We start from the raw sequence: 15,341 nt of genomic DNA on the forward strand, positions 1-15,341 counted from the left end.
TGAAGATGAAAAAAATAACAATATATATACCAGTCATCGTTCTGTTGTCGCTGGCAGCCTGCAAAAAAAGCTTTCTCGACACGCAGGACGTAACCACTGCAACGGAGCAGAACTTTTATAAAACACCCGACGATGCCTGGAAGGCATTGGTAGGTACATATGATGGATTACAGCGGGTATGGTCAGGTGGAATTGCTTTACCCCTTGCCGCTGAAATTATGTCTGATAACGCTTTTGGTGGAACCGGTAATTCAGACGGATTGGGTTATCAAATGATGGATGAATTCGACAAGCTGCGTTCGCCTTCAGATCAAAACCTGTTTGGCAATAACTGGACCGACTATTATAAAGCTATTTTCCGCGCCAATATGTTGCTGACGCATCTTGACCAGGTTAACTGGGAAGGGAATGATAATCTGCGCAAAACATATGAATCGGAGGCAAGGTTCATTCGTGCATATTGCTATTTTGATATGGTGCGGTTGTGGGGTAATATTCCGCTGGTTACCAAACCTACTACAGAGAATGTACCACAAGCCGGTGCCGACAGTATTTATAAACTCATTGCCGACGATCTTACGTTTGCCGCAGCCAATCTTAAGGCTACACCTTATGGCAGCCAGGATAAAGCTACTTACGGCCGGGTTACCAAATGGGCGGCTGAAGCGTTGATGGGCCGCGTATTCCTGTACTATACCGGTTACTATAACAAAGCCGACCTCGTAGGTACCGTGTCGAAAGCGCAGGCCCTCACTTACCTTGAAGATGTGATCAGCAATGGCGGTTTTAGTTTGGTGGAGAAGTTTGCTAATTTATGGCCCGCCGCTTCTGTTAATGACTATGCGGGAGAAGATAATAAAGAAACTGTGTTTGCCGTCAAGTATACCTATACCAGCAATTATAATGGTAATACAGACGGTAACCAGTGGATGGTAATGTATGGCATTCGTGGCGCCAATTTTTACCCATACGGCTCAGGCTGGGGTGGCGGAACGGTGAGTGCAAAGCTGTGGAATGCGTATGAAGCAGCAGACACCCGCAGAAGTGCTTCAATAGTTTCAATTGCTGATGAAGCGTTCACTTATGACCCAAAAGACCAGCGGGAATATACAGGCTATTACAACAAAAAATATTCGCCCATGGCTGATGCTGCCGGAAAAAGCCTGGCCGAAAAAATGGGTGGCGTCAACTTCATGATCGGTCAGTTCGAGGATTATGTTTCTATCCGTTTTGCCGATGTATTGTTAATGGCTGCTGAACTGGGTTCTGCCAATGCGCAAACCTATTTTAATCTGGTGCGCAACCGGGCCTATGGTGGCAGCGCTCCTGCAAAAACAGTTAACCAGGCAAATATCATGGCCGAAAGAAGATTGGAATTTGCCGGCGAAGGCCAGCGTTACTGGGACCTGCTTCGCCAGGGTATAAGCACCGCTGCTTCAACTATTGCTGAATCAGTGACCGTAAAGAATGGTGGCGCCAATACCACAAAAACCATTGTAGCGTCGAAGATCACTGACACAAAAGGATTGGCACAAATACCCAATTCACAGATCACTTTGTCGAACAACGTCCTGAAACAAAATGCAGGCTGGTAAAACATTAACAACATCTAAATAGTACTAAGATGAAATATATTATCCGGATAGCGCTGTTCATTTCAATTGCGGTACTCACTGTGGTATCCTGCAAAAAGAAAGACTACAGCTTAGGTAACCTGCCCGATAAATCGCAGATCGACATGGAAATAAAACAGGACCTCACTGTTGATCCAGGCGGCAATACGGTTTATCTGATCAACCACACCGAAAAAATTGAACCGGTTTGGGATTATGGTACCGGCAGATCAATGCTTCAGATAGATACCATTCATTATGCTTTTGTTGGCGATTATAAAATTGCCCGTTCGGCAGTAACATCCGGTGGTCTGGTGTACCTCGATACAGTTACCATTCATGTTACAAAAGATAATCTCAAATATGTAAACGATCCTTTCTGGAATTTGCTCACCGGCGGGCCCGGACAGGAAAAAACCTGGGTATGGGATATTGATGCGAATGGACAGTGCAAGGTTTTTGACGGGCCGTTGTTCTTTTCCGGAGCAGATATCGGCTGGCATGCTGAGTGTATGAAGACAGGCGGTGATTGCTGGAGCTGGTGGCCAAAATACGATGATATCAAAGGATGGATAGGTATTCCCCCTGCTGATTATGGAACAATGACCTTTAGCCTGAAAGGCGGACCTTTTGTAAAAGTGGTGCACAATACCCTGCCGTCGAGAGGTACCGAAAATGGAACTTTCTATCTTGATAAAGATAAAAAGACCCTGACCATGAATAATGCTACCCCGCTTCACAGCGCTGCGTTGGATAATTGTGCCGTATCATGGAGCAATCTCAAGTTAATTGAGTTAACAGACACCAAACTGCAGATCGGCTATATCAGAAATGCTGGCTGTGGCGGCGCAGCAACAATTATTTTGAATTACTATGCCAAATAAACCCAGCCCAATATGAAAATTTTAAAACGAACGATATATTTAAGTCTTTTGTTAGGGGCGGTGTCATTTTTGTCATGCGAAAAAAGTGATAAAACCGCGCCCAATGTAACCCTTTCCTCGTCTGAAGTGGTATTTACTGTGACTGGCGGTACAGCTGAACTAACCATTAACAGTAATGCAGATTGGTCAATAAAGAGCTATGATAAAATTGACTGGTTGCAAATTAGCCAAACAACAGGCAATGCCGGAAACACTACGCTAAAAATAACTGTAGCGGAAAATAAGGGATTTGCAGATCGCAATTCAACCTTATTAATTGCAACAGCGAATGGCGCTCCCATTCAGGTTTCTGTTACACAATTTAGCCGTAGCCGTTTGTATCCAAGTTATAACCTTACGCCCAAACCTGCCGATGCTACCGGTATGGGAAGTACCGCCGTTCAACTGGCCTCGAAAATTAATATGGGTTGGAACATTGGCAATACCCTGGAAGCCATAGGTGGCGAAACCGCCTGGGGAAATCCTAAAGTTACCAACGACCTTATTAAAGCAGTAAAACAGGCCGGGTTTAATGCCATTCGCATCCCCTGTTCCTGGAATCAATATTCCGATAAAGCTACCGCAAAGATCCAGGATGCCTGGTTAAATCGTGTTAAGGAAGTGGTTCAGTATTGTGTAAATAATGATGTGTATGTGATCCTTAACATCCATTGGGACGGCGGCTGGCTCGAGAACAACTGTACGGCCGATAAAAAAGATTCTGTCAACGATAAACAAAAAGCGTTCTGGGAGCAAATAGCTACCACCTTCCGTGATTTTGACCAGCATGTACTCTTTGCCAGTGCCAATGAACCAGCCGTTAATAATGCTGATCAAATGGATGTGCTGCTTTCGTACCATCAAACGTTTGTAAATGCCGTGCGGTCAACAGGTGGGCGCAACCGCTATCGCGTGCTGGTGATCCAGGGGCCTTCAACAGATATTACCAAAACAAACAGCCTGATGAGTTCGCTTCCTGCAGACCGTACTACCAATCGCATGATGGCCGAGGTGCATTACTATAATCCTTATCAATTCTGTTTGATGGACGCGGATCAATCATGGGGTAACATGTGGTATTACTGGGGACAAAATTATCATTCCACTACCGATGCCACCCGCAATGCTACTTCAGGTGAAGAAAGTGATCTGAACAAATTATTCGTCCTGATGAAAAAGCAATTTACCGATAAAGGTATTCCGGTAATAGTGGGTGAATTTGATGCCATGCGCCGTTCTAATTTAACAGGTAGTGATTTACAGCTCCACCTCGATTCGAGGGCCTATTTTTTAAAATATGTTGTAAAGCAGGCAAAAACAAATGGATTATTACCTTTTTTATGGGATACTGGTAATGGCGTGATCAATAGAATGAATAACACGGTGTTTGATCAAAAAGAGTTGGATTCACTGCGTAGTGGCGCAGGTCTTTAAAATTCCCTCAAATAAAAGCCTCCATTAGCACCTGATATTGCGAATGGAGGCTTTTACTTTGAATTTACATTTAGGCCAGGGTGTAAACAGGTCTACTGCATATCCATCTTCATCAACCCTGGATATATTCTTAAAAATAATTGTAAGCTTAATGGGTTTTTTCCATAGAGGTTGTTTAGTTTATTATCGGCATCATAAAAAGTGAGATGTCCGCCAACGGCGAGCCTGGTCTTTGCAAATTGCAAAAGATCGTAGTTAAGTCCGGCTGTGAAAGCATTTACCGGGAACAACGCATCCTTTCCATAAGTAACTTCAGGGAGGTTTAATTCCTCATTCGATTTTTGTACCCATTCATACCTGGTATATAGTGTAACCTTATGTAAGCCCATTGCCCCTTCGAGTAACAGGGCGTTTTCACCATCATGCCCGGCTGTTTTATTCAGTCCCCATAGTGCGGTAGCATTAAGCCAGTTGTCGTTATTCAACGGCAAACTATAAATGGCTGAAGCGGTTGTTCTTTTTACATCCTCATCAGGATGCAGTGCTTCCGGACTTTTTGTAAAACCATGCGATACCTGTAATGACCAGTTATCGGATGGATTAAAAGAAAGCCGTCCGCTCCAGGAGTCAAACCGGGCTTTATCAAAATTATACCGGTCTTCATCAGGCTCCCGGCCCGTAAAGGACGAGCCTTCCAGTTTAAATTTATCGAATCGAACGCCTATGGTGGCCACGCCAAAGGTAATGTGCGTGCCATCGTTCCAGTGATGGCTGATAGGCGCATCAGGATTGGGCAGTGAAGATGGGCGGTGCATAAAAGCAACTGAACCTAATGCCGGTTCACCGGGATAACCTACATATACAAAGGCATCTATTTTTTTTGAAAAAGCATAGCTATAGCTCACCGATAGTTCTGAAAACAGATCATGCGGATGTTGCCGGTCAACCAGTGGAACGTTTTTCCAACTTTCACCGCTTTGAAACAGCAGGGGGTAGCCATTGCCTCCCTCAGTTAACCGGTCGAGTGATAGCATGATATTGTAATGGAACAATCCTTTTTCACCAACTTTTCGTTGGGCCATTAACATAAACCAATTGGGTACACTGAATTTTTGGTCACCACGGCTTCCTTTTGAAGTAAGGTCCTGGTTGGTGTAGCCGGGGAATATACTCCCATGGATCATGTACATCCAGTTTTTGCTGTGCAGCATATAGCCATACATGGGCGAGGCATCGGGCAACCAGCCTGTTCCCGATCCGTTGCGGTTCATGGGAAGGTTCAAAGAAAAAGCATGGCTCATGGGAACCTCCCTATTCATCTCCATATGCATGTCCATGTTATGTTCCATGGCTGGCTTTGTTGTATCCTTTTTCATCGTAGCGGGATGATTTCCGGCCGGCATATGGTGTTCATGCTGCGAGAAAGCGGCGGCGGATAAACTGCAGAACACTATAAATATAATTATCGCTTTGAACATAAGCTGATCATTCTGGATGTAAATGCTGAAATAATTGTACCACGCTAATAGCAGCATTTGCGAGGATATGCATCTACAGAAAGGGGCGGAATTACCTTGTTGAAGCAGCAATTATTTTACCCGTAACAGCCTGGCATTAAAAGCAACTACAATAGTGCTCACGCTCATCAGCATGGCGCCCATAGCCGCACTTAACATAAATGCCGGATATAAGACGCCCGCTGCCAACGGTATGGCAACAACGTTATACCCTACGGCCCACAATAAATTCTGCACCATTTTTCGATAGGTTGCCTTTCCAAAAGCGATCATTTGTACCACGTCTTTAGGGTCGCTGTTCACCAGGATAATATCGGCAGTTTCTGCAGCTACATCGGTGCCCGAACCAATGGCGATACCAACATCGGCCTGCGCAAGGGCAGGGGCGTCGTTTACACCGTCGCCGGTCATGGCAACTATTTCACCTTTATCCTGGAACTCTTTTATTTTTTGCTGTTTTTCGTGGGGCAGCACATTGGCTAAATATCCATCCATCTTCAATTGTGTGGCTACCGCCGCTGCAACCTGTTCATTGTCGCCGGTTAAAAGGAAAGATTTAATATGCATGGCCTTTAAGCTGGCAATCGCGGCTGCTGCTGTTTCCCTGATACCGTCTGCCAGGGTGATGATGCCAACCGGTTCATTGTCTATCAAAACAAAATTCACCGTGGATATCGATTGATCAATTTCAGCTGGTATAACCGGTTGCTGCCGGTTTTCCTGTTTAAAATAATTCGGACCCACTGCCACTACCTCTTTTCCTTTCACCTTACCGGTAACACCCACGCCCTGGATGTAATTAAAATTGTCAGACTTCCATAACTCCAGGTTCTTTTCTTTCAGCTTACGCATAATGCCATGCGCAATGTGATGTTCAGAATTTTGCTGGATGGCTGCCACATATTGCAGAAGCTCGTCGGCAGTGAACCGGCCGGTTAAAGGCATCACCGCCTGTACTTCATGGGAGCCTTTGGTTAAAGTACCTGTTTTATCAAAGATGATGGTGGTTAATTTCCGGGCATTCTCAAAGGCAGTGCGGTTTCTGATAAGCAGTCCATGTACAGCCGACAGGGATGTAGAGATGGCTACTACCAATGGTATGGCTACGCCTAAAGCATGCGGACACGCGGTGACCATTACTGTTACCATCCGTTCCAGTGCAAAGGATATTTCCTGTCCCCGGCTTAACCAGGTTATAAAAGTGATGAGTCCCACACTGATGGAAATAATGGTCAGCCACATGGCTACTTTATTGGCCAGGTTCTGGGTTTTTGATTTGGTTCCCTGGGCAGCCTGCACCATACTGATCACTTTAGTAAGGTAGCTGTCGCTACCGGTACCGGTGACCTGTACTTTCAAAACACCATCGCCATTTACAGCGCCGCCTATGACTTTTGCATCCTTTTCTTTTTTCACCGGTACACTTTCACCGGTGAGCATACTTTCATTCACATAAGAACTGCCTTCCCTGATATATCCATCGGCCGGGATCTTTTCACCGGGTTTTATAATGATGAGGTCATTGGTTTGTAATTCCTGTAAAGAAATATCACTGGTTGCGCCATTTCGTTCAACATGCACAACAGCCGGTAATAAAGCTACCAGCGATTCCAGGGCCCGGGATGCAGCCATTTGTGATTTCATTTCGAGCCAGTGGCCTAACAACATGATATCGATCAAAGTAGCCAGTTCCCAAAAGAAATCCATCCCTTTCAAACCCAATACTACAGCTGCACTGTATGCATAGGCGGTGGTAATGGCCACTGCCACCAGCGTCATCATACCCGGGTTGCGATGTTTTAATTCTCTTGTTATACCCACTAAAAAGGGCCAGCCGCCATATCCATATACAAAACTGCTAAGCGCCAGCAATACATATTTATCGCCTGCAAACGTCAAAGTGAATGCAGCCCATTGCTGTATCATGTGCGACAATAACAATATGGGCAGGGTGATCGCCAGGCAGATCCAAAAGCGTTTCAGGAAATCTTCTGTATGATGACCGGCATGTTCATTGTGACCGGCATGATCATCCTGTTGCTTGTGATAGGCATGCTGCTGCATTTGTTGAACAGGTTGGTCGTGGCCCGGGTGTTTATGTATACCGGGTTCTTCCGGTGTTGACTGTTGATGGCCGTGGTGATGATTATGCTGATGATCCATAATGCTGTTTTAAGGTGATACGGACTGGTAGTAGTTTTTTGCCCATTCAATGAGCTGTGTTTTTTCTTCGTTTGTAAGCCGGGCATCTTTGTGAATCAGGGTATACGATGATAAAGGCATCTCATCTTCCTCAACGGTTTTGGCAATTGATTTGAATTTGCCTTTCTGTTTTCTTTGCGAGTAAGACCCGAAATCACTGAAGTTCAGTTCCTCCTTTCCTTCACTAACGTGCCAGGACAGGTACCAGCCCACCGGTTGTATATTCACATACCAGGGGTACCGGGTATTGTTGCTGTGGCAATCGTAACAGGCTGTTTTCAATGAAGCCTGTACATTTTCGGGAATGCTATACAATTTCGTGATATCGGTAGCCAAAACCTGCCCGTTTATGTTACGGGCAGGTCGAATGAATTGTATAACAATAAGGAGAACAAGAACTCCCAGGAGAATTTTTTTTGTCCGGCTCATATTGATGTTTTATTGTAATTCCAGTTTTACTGAACCACAGGTTGGCATTTTCTTGCCATAATAAGGGTTCTCAATTTCCTTTTTTTCGCTTAACCAGGTAGCGCCTTTGCCATCATTGTACATGGGGCACGAGTCCTGGTACAATGATTGTCCGGCCCCGAATGTTTTTACCAGTTCAAACATATCCTTGCTCAACAGGTCAAAGTGTTCGCGCTGGTGTTTAATATTGCTGCCATTTTTGCCAATATGTTCTGCATGTTCCCGGGCATCATCTTCCACATCTTCGTACAGTTTTTTCTGGTCAGGTGTCAATGCCGATTTATCGAACTGGTGAAAAGCCGTTTCCATCGATTTGCCTGCGGCGGCCGCATCGCTTCCGTTATCATTTGCCAACGCATTCTTTAATTGTAAATAACCGGTCAGCACATCCTTAACGGGTGTAGCTTTTGTTGTTGTGGCTGGCGCCGGCGCTGTTGTTTTTGTTGGTGTGCTGTCGCTTGCTGTTTTTGTGGCCGCGTTGTTATTATTGTTATTGCTATTGCAGGCTGAAAAAATGCCAATACTTATGGTTGCTATAAAGAGGCTGTATTTCATTATTTAGGTTTATATGAAAATGAATGAATGGCAACTATTACCCGGTTGCGGGCCGGATCTATTGCTTATAAAATGAACTTTACTACAAATGCAAAACTGCCTGTATCAGATCTGGAAGGACTGAATGCACACACGTATCCCACGTGAATTAAGGGTGTACGGTCGCGCTACGGGAATTTTATTGGTTTCCTGGGTAATAGCGGGCAAAAAGGCCCGGTATAAAAAATGAAGGGGCGCCAGGGTCACTGGAATTTCAATGCCGTAATAAATGGTTTGGGCAGCTAATTTATCCGTTTGGGAAAGCTGCGATACCTTGCCGGTACAACAATTATCATCTTCGTTGGCAGTGTTGCTGGCCTTTTTATGATCATGATGATGGTGGTGTGCGCCGTTTTCATCATGATGGTGCGAATCTTTTTTTACAGCCTCTCCGTGGTGGTGATGACTATGCGTATCCTTTGCATGGAGACCCAGGTTTACCCCAACAGCACAGGCAAAACCTATCAAAGTATTCAGGCTGAATACTATTAATAAGAAAACTGCTTTTAATTGTATGGTCTTGTTGATCTTCATTGCAACCCCGCAATAAATATAAGATTATCATTAATTATTCACAAAATCATCTTCCCTGGCCGAATGCTGGCAAAGTTAGCCCACCGGTTATTTAGCCTGTTATGAAATTTTAAGCAGGGTTTATATAATTGGCAGGAACCAGCATGATTTGGAATTTTTTGATAATATGACAGAAGGGGGATCGAGTATCCCAGGTTCCCTATTTTTCTACGCCATTTTAATTTTTTATTTTTAGAACGCTTTATAAAAAATATGGAATTACCATTTTATTACCAGGGTCTGATGAAGAAATATCCGCAGGTAACAACGGAAGAATGGCAACTGCTCGACAGTATTGCCACCGTAAAGCACATTCGTAAGGGCGAAAGCTTTCTGCGCTATGGCAAAGTGGCCCGGTTTTCTGCATTTTTACTATCGGGCCAGTTTAAGTTTAGCTTATTAGATGAAGAAGGCGATGAGCGCATTGTTAAGTTCAGTTTTACCGATGATTTTTTAGCTAATTGTGAAAGTTATCATAAAAAAGCGCCTTCAAATATCAGCATTATTGCTATGGAGGACGCAGTGATCTTGCGCATCAATATTAAAAAACTGCAACCATTGTACGACCTGCACATGAACCTGCTGCAGGTAAACCTGCAATTATACCAGGAGCTGCTCGAACAACAGGCCGAGCATCAATATATACTTTCCCTTAAAAGCCCGCTGCAGCGTTACCGTTTCCTGGTAGAGCACCGGCCGGCTATGATTCAAAAAATATCCCTCACGAATATTGCCCGGTATCTGTACATCAGCCGGGAAGCTTTAAGCCGGGCCAGGATCTTATTATCTGCCCGCTCCCGTGGGTTTTGTGATTGAGATCACGGGTAAGGGCTGGCAGGCCCAATAGCTTTGCTTATAAAAATAACATGAAGCAAAGCATGGTATTGTTACATGGGCTATTCGGCGGCTTAAGCAATTGGCATAGCGTGGTAGGGCATTTTCAATCAAACTATAATATCCATATCCCGGTTCTGCCCATGTTTGACCGGCATAACAATAATGAACTGGATTATCTGACCGGTTTTCTTGAATCTTACATCCATAGCCATAGTCTGCTTGACGTGATTTTAGTTGGCAACTCCCTGGGCGGGCATGTAGCTATCCTTTATACGCACCGGCATCCCGAAAAAGTAAGCCGGCTGGTGCTTACCGGTAGTTCCGGACTATACGAAAATACCAGTATGGGCAGTTATCCCAAAAGAGGTAATTATGCATACATCCGGGAACGGGTAGCCTACACTTTTTACGATCCTGCTGTGGCCACAGATCCCCTGGTCGATGAAGTGTTCGGCATCACCACCGACCCGCATAAATGCCTTAGCATAGTCCGGATGGCAAAATCGGCCCAACGCCATTATGTAGCCGGCCTGTTGCCGCACATCCATGTACCTGCTTTACTGATCTGGGGCGAAGAAGACCGGATAACACCGCCGGCCGTTGCCCGGGAATTTGAAACCCTGTTACCCAGGGCCAGGCTGGTCATGTTTCCCCAATGCGGGCATGCGCCAATGATGGAAAAACCTGCGGAGTTTAATAGGGTGCTTGAAAAATTCCTGGATGGTTCAGGAGTTTAGTATCTTACCCGGCAATTACGGGAAACAATTATGAAATTCTTGAAGATATTGTATGTGCAGGTGATCCTGGGTATTGTGGCCGGCGTTTTGGTTGGCTGGCTGTACCCTTCCTTTGCGCCTACCGCCAAACTGATCAGCGAAACATTCATTAATATGATCAGGATGGTGATCACCCCCGTAATTTTTTTAACCATCGTTGTGGGGATTGTAGGGGCCGGTGATATGAAAAAAGTGGGCCGGGTGGGGGTAAAATCATTGATCTATTTTGAAGTAGTGACCACACTGGCATTGGTCATTGGGCTTATAACCGCCAATCTTATAAAACCCGGTAAAGGAGTTAAGCCCACCGGTGAAGCCAGCAGGCAGATCACAGAAATTTCAGAACAGGCCAGTAAAATGAACTGGGGTAAATTCTTCTCAGATATTGTACCCTCCAATATCATCGATGCGTTTGCCAAAGGAGATATTCTGCAGGTATTATTCTTCAGTGTACTATTTGCCATTGGGTTAAAAATGTTGGGCTCCTCAGGTAAAGGATTGCTCACCACGCTGGAGAACATCAATAAAGTATTGTTCAATATTTTGAAGCTCATAATGCGACTGAGCCCCATCGGCGCTTTTGGCGGCATGGCCTTTACCATTGGTAAATTTGGTTTTGCTACCCTCATCGCATTAGGTAAGTTGATGCTTACATTTTATTTAACGGGTGTCTTTTTCATTTTTGTAGTGCTTAATTTAATTGGCCGCTATTATGGCATTAGTGTGTGGAAGCTGCTTGGTTATATAAAAGAAGAAATATTGATCGTATTGGGAGCCAGCAGCAGCGAATCTGTATTGCCCTCTGTGATGAAAAAGCTAACAGATGCTGGGTGCGAAAAAGAGGTGGTGGGGTTGGTAATTCCTACCGGTTACAGCTTTAACCTCGATGGTACCACTATTTACCTGAGCATGGCCATTATTTTCCTGGCCCAGGTTTTTAATATCGATATGTCATTGGGGCAGCAACTAACTGTCATCGGCATTTTGTTGCTCACCAGTAAAGGCGCCGCCGGTGTTACCGGTAGTGGCTTTATTGTATTGGCGTCAACCCTTACCGCATTGAAGGTGATCCCGCTTAGTGGTCTGGGGTTACTGATAGGGGTCGACCGCTTTATGAGTGAAGGCCGCGCCATTATCAATATCATTGGTAATACCATTGCTACGGTGATCATCGCAAAAAGCGAAAAAGCATTGAATATGGATACGTACAAAATGGTTGTTGAAAAGAAAACGATACAACTGCCTGCAGAAGCGCCCATAGTCAAAGCCGTATAACAGGCTACCTGTTCTCCAGCCATTCCAGAAAAGCAGTGGTCTTTTCTTTGCCTAATAACAGATCATCAGGACTGGGCACCGTCAGTTTTACCAGCAATTTTCTGCCATAATAATGTTCCACTTCCTTAATGGCGCTAAAGCTCACCAGGTATTGCCGGTTCAACCGGTAAAATTGTTTGGCCGACAGCTGGCCTTGCACCTGGTCGAGCGATTGGGTAATGGTATAGGTTTTTTCGCGAAAGGTTACAATGGTAGTGGTATCGTTGCTGATATAAATAAAAGCGATGTCTTCCGTTGAAATAGTAACGTATTTGTTGTTTTGAAACACCAGGAAACTTTTCTTCCCCTCATCCACACCTATCATTTTCAGTAATGCCGCCAGATCGGGCTGCGTGTTTTGCTGGAAAAAGTTTTTGAAATTGTCTACTTTCTCAAAGGCCTGTTGCAGCTGTTCTTTGGAGAATGGTTTTAAGATATAATCAATGCCATTCGCTTTGATGGCATCCATGGCATATTCGCCATAGGCCGTGCAAAAAATAACCGGGCAATTGATCTTAACCGATTTAAAGATCTCGAAACTCACGCCATCAGATAACTGAATGTCCATAAACAGCAGATCGGGCGAACCATGCTGCGATAGATAAGCAACGCTGCTTTCAATGCTTTGCAGGCTGGCGACTATAGTGGCGGCAGGCTTTAACTGCATGATCAGGTTGGCCAGCGATTTTGCCGCTTTTATTTCATCTTCAATTATGATTATTTTCATGTATAAGAGGCAGTTTAATGGTGAAGAACTGTTCGCCGGGCACGATCTCTATTCTTTTATCCAGCAAATGCAGATACCGCTGGTTGATATTTTCAAGTCCCACACCAGTTGAAGCTTCGGGTGTACGTTTTAACTGGATCTGGTTTTGAACAACGATAGCATCCTTTTCATTGTATATTTTTATCTGTAGCGGACGCTCCAGCGAAACGATATTATGTTTGATACAGTTTTCAACCAGTAACTGCAACGTGAATGGCGGAATATAGGTTTGTTGAACCGGCTCATCAATTGCAACAGAAAGCTCGATACCTTCTTCGAACCGGGCCTTTAATAAATACACATACGACTCAATAATCTTCAATTCCTCCGACACTTTGATCAGGTTCAGCTTCCGACTTTCCAGCGTGAACCGGTAGAAGTCAGATAATTTTAAAACAAATTCCACGGTATGTTCATCCTGGCTCTCCACCATATATTTCAGCGTGTTCAAACTGTTGAACAGGAAATGCGGGTTTACCTGTTGTTTCAGCAGTTCATACTGGGCGCCCAGGTTATCCATTCTACTACGTTCCAGCTCAATGCTTACCTGCTGGTTATGATAACTCTGGTACAACAGGTGAATGAACATATAAAAAGTAATACTGATGAGGATACCTCTTACCTCTACCATTAATGCGGCCTGTTCAAAGTTGAGATGGGTTAATAAAAATTGCTGTAAACCGGCCAGCAGGAACATCACTAAAATTCCCATGGCCAGGTTCTTTACCAGGCGTTTCATGGAAATTCCCTTGGCAATATCTTTTGAAGAATATACCGGCAGCGTAAATATATTATAATACCAAACGAACAGGGAAAAAAGGAATGTCAGGGTCGAATTGACGATAGTTTCGGGGAGGTTAAAATGCCGGTCGGCAATTTTCGGTACAGACATCAGCACACCCAGCAAAAATGAGCTCAGCCAGATCACCTTATTCGATATTTTGAACGTTTCCTTTTTCATTGCTGGCTCAAATATAAAGGAATTCATAGCGCTAAATAGTTGGGCGCTGACCGCTTAGGCAATTGGGACCGCGGACCGGGCATTTCCGGGCCTGAATTAGTCACGTATTGCGAAAATGACTTGTAAGGTTTTGAGGCAATAGGGAAACGAAATAAGAAGTAATTGTTGATTTTGAGATTTAGAGATTTTGGGATTGGTTCTGATTTTAAATTTTCGATAAATCTCAAAATCTCTAAATCCCGAAATCTCTAAATATTTTGCTTCCTCCTACAGCTATGGTCTAATAGGGCTATTTGAAACAATCTAATGCCCAATTCGACCCTCAATATGGCCACACCACGGCACAATGCATTTCTACCCCCTGTTTCTGTTGTCTATTTGTATCAGCAATTAACAATAAAACGGTTTACGATGACAAAGTTGTTCAAAAGAAAAATGATGATAGTAGTTGTGCTGGCGGTCATTGCCATTACCACGGTGACCATTATCTCAATAAATACAACGGTGATAGCCAATTCACCGGTAACAGGTGAAATACAGTTGCCTGCAGATGTAAAGCAGGTATTGATGCAGAGCTGCTACGATTGTCATTCTAACGAAACAAAATTACACTGGTACAATAAATTGCCCATTGCAGCTTCCCTTGCGAGGCGTGATATAACAAAAGCCCGCAAACATTTCAACTTCTCGGAGTGGAATAAATTATCACCCAACGAGCAGAATGGACTTCTTTGGGAAATGTATAATATGGTGAATGCAGGGGAGATGCCGCTTCCGTCTTATACGGCGCTGCATCCCGGTGCAAAGGTTTCACCAACCGGTCTTTCCATTTTAAGAAACTATCTCAATACAATAAAAGTGGATCCCGCTTTTAATGCAGACAAAGAAAAACAAGCCGATAGCCAGTACCTGAAATGGGTAAACCGCTATGCTCCTCCTGACTCTTTACCCGTTTCAGCCAATGGAATTAAACATATGCCCGAATACCGCAACTGGCAGGTGATGAGTACCACATCGCGGCTCGATAATGGCACCATGCGGGTTATGTATGCCAATCCAGTTGCTTACAATGCCATTAAAACGGGGCGAATCAATCCATGGCCCAATGGTTCTGTAATAGTAAAACTGGTTTGGGAAAAACTGGTAACTGCATCAGGTGATATTCGACCGGGTAAATTCCTCAACGTTCAATATATGGTAAGAGATAGCGAAAAGTTTAAAGACACAAAAGGGTGGGGCTATGCCAAATTCGAAACACCGGCCCTGAAACCGGATAATGAGAGTCCATCAAAATGTGCTTCCTGTCACCAGGCAGCAAATCAAACCGGTTATGTATTTGACCTTTCAACCAAAGATTAACAAT

The 15,341-nt window shown here is 44.3% G+C and carries 14 protein-coding genes; 7 read left to right on the forward strand and 7 right to left on the reverse strand.

What is annotated here, in order from left to right:
• Positions 1-5 precede the first annotated feature (5 nt).
• The 3 genes from A3860_RS25865 to A3860_RS25875 are packed head-to-tail and all read left to right on the forward strand — an operon-like array spanning position 6 to position 3,970.
• On the forward strand, positions 6-1,595 hold the full coding sequence (locus A3860_RS25865) for a RagB/SusD family nutrient uptake outer membrane protein (RefSeq protein ID WP_081151584.1): 1,590 nt from the start codon (positions 6-8) through the stop codon (positions 1,593-1,595).
• A gap of 29 nt (positions 1,596-1,624) precedes the next feature.
• On the forward strand, positions 1,625-2,497 hold the full coding sequence (locus A3860_RS25870; RefSeq protein ID WP_081151587.1) for a hypothetical protein: 873 nt from the start codon (positions 1,625-1,627) through the stop codon (positions 2,495-2,497).
• A gap of 12 nt (positions 2,498-2,509) precedes the next feature.
• Positions 2,510-3,970 (forward strand): cellulase family glycosylhydrolase, encoded by a 1,461-nt coding sequence (locus A3860_RS25875; protein WP_158085366.1) that lies wholly within the window; start codon positions 2,510-2,512, stop codon positions 3,968-3,970.
• 92 nt (positions 3,971-4,062) lie between these two features.
• Here A3860_RS25875 and A3860_RS25880 read toward each other — a convergent pair whose 3' ends face one another.
• The 5 genes from A3860_RS25880 to A3860_RS25900 form a co-directional block, all read right to left on the reverse strand.
• Entirely contained in the window at positions 4,063-5,346 is a 1,284-nt protein-coding gene (locus tag A3860_RS25880) for a hypothetical protein (RefSeq protein ID WP_245843627.1), read from the reverse strand.
• Positions 5,347-5,559: 213 nt separating this feature from the next.
• Positions 5,560-7,650, reverse strand: coding sequence for a heavy metal translocating P-type ATPase (locus A3860_RS25885; protein WP_081151590.1), 2,091 nt, complete (start codon positions 7,648-7,650; stop codon positions 5,560-5,562).
• Positions 7,651-7,659: 9 nt separating this feature from the next.
• Entirely contained in the window at positions 7,660-8,118 is a 459-nt protein-coding gene (locus tag A3860_RS25890) for a heme-binding domain-containing protein (protein WP_081151593.1), read from the reverse strand.
• A 9-nt stretch (positions 8,119-8,127) separates the two neighbouring features.
• On the reverse strand, positions 8,128-8,712 hold the full coding sequence (locus A3860_RS25895) for a DUF3347 domain-containing protein (protein ID WP_081151596.1): 585 nt from the start codon (positions 8,710-8,712) through the stop codon (positions 8,128-8,130).
• A 105-nt stretch (positions 8,713-8,817) separates the two neighbouring features.
• Positions 8,818-9,285 (reverse strand): hypothetical protein, encoded by a 468-nt coding sequence (locus tag A3860_RS25900; protein ID WP_081151599.1) that lies wholly within the window; start codon positions 9,283-9,285, stop codon positions 8,818-8,820.
• 252 nt (positions 9,286-9,537) lie between these two features.
• Between A3860_RS25900 and A3860_RS25905 the strand changes: the two genes are divergently transcribed.
• The 3 genes from A3860_RS25905 to dctA are packed head-to-tail and all read left to right on the forward strand — an operon-like array spanning position 9,538 to position 12,212.
• Entirely contained in the window at positions 9,538-10,140 is a 603-nt protein-coding gene (locus A3860_RS25905) for a Crp/Fnr family transcriptional regulator (RefSeq protein WP_081151602.1), read from the forward strand.
• Between the two features lie 50 nt (positions 10,141-10,190).
• The gene (locus tag A3860_RS25910) at positions 10,191-10,898 is read left to right on the forward strand and encodes an alpha/beta fold hydrolase (protein ID WP_081151605.1); all 708 of its coding nucleotides are present in this window, start codon (positions 10,191-10,193) and stop codon (positions 10,896-10,898) included.
• Between the two features lie 30 nt (positions 10,899-10,928).
• Positions 10,929-12,212 carry a C4-dicarboxylate transporter DctA gene (gene dctA, locus A3860_RS25915; RefSeq protein ID WP_081151608.1) on the forward strand — a complete coding sequence of 428 codons (1,284 nt, stop codon included), beginning with the start codon at positions 10,929-10,931 and terminating at the stop codon, positions 12,210-12,212.
• A gap of 4 nt (positions 12,213-12,216) precedes the next feature.
• On the opposite strand, the gene A3860_RS25920 is transcribed toward dctA, so the two are convergent.
• Both A3860_RS25920 and A3860_RS25925 read right to left on the reverse strand, forming a co-directional pair.
• A complete protein-coding gene (locus A3860_RS25920; protein WP_081151611.1) occupies positions 12,217-12,978 on the reverse strand; it encodes a LytR/AlgR family response regulator transcription factor in 762 nt (253 codons plus the stop codon).
• The gene (locus A3860_RS25925; RefSeq protein WP_081152310.1) at positions 12,959-13,978 is read right to left on the reverse strand and encodes a sensor histidine kinase; all 1,020 of its coding nucleotides are present in this window, start codon (positions 13,976-13,978) and stop codon (positions 12,959-12,961) included. Before A3860_RS25925 ends, A3860_RS25920 begins: the two co-directional genes overlap by 20 nt.
• Positions 13,979-14,389: 411 nt before the next feature.
• Between A3860_RS25925 and A3860_RS25930 the strand changes: the two genes are divergently transcribed.
• Positions 14,390-15,337, forward strand: coding sequence for a heme-binding domain-containing protein (locus A3860_RS25930; RefSeq protein ID WP_158085367.1), 948 nt, complete (start codon positions 14,390-14,392; stop codon positions 15,335-15,337).
• Positions 15,338-15,341: the final 4 nt, after the last annotated feature.

Source organism: Niastella vici, assembly GCF_002077945.1.
GTDB lineage: Bacteria > Bacteroidota > Bacteroidia > Chitinophagales > Chitinophagaceae > Niastella > Niastella vici.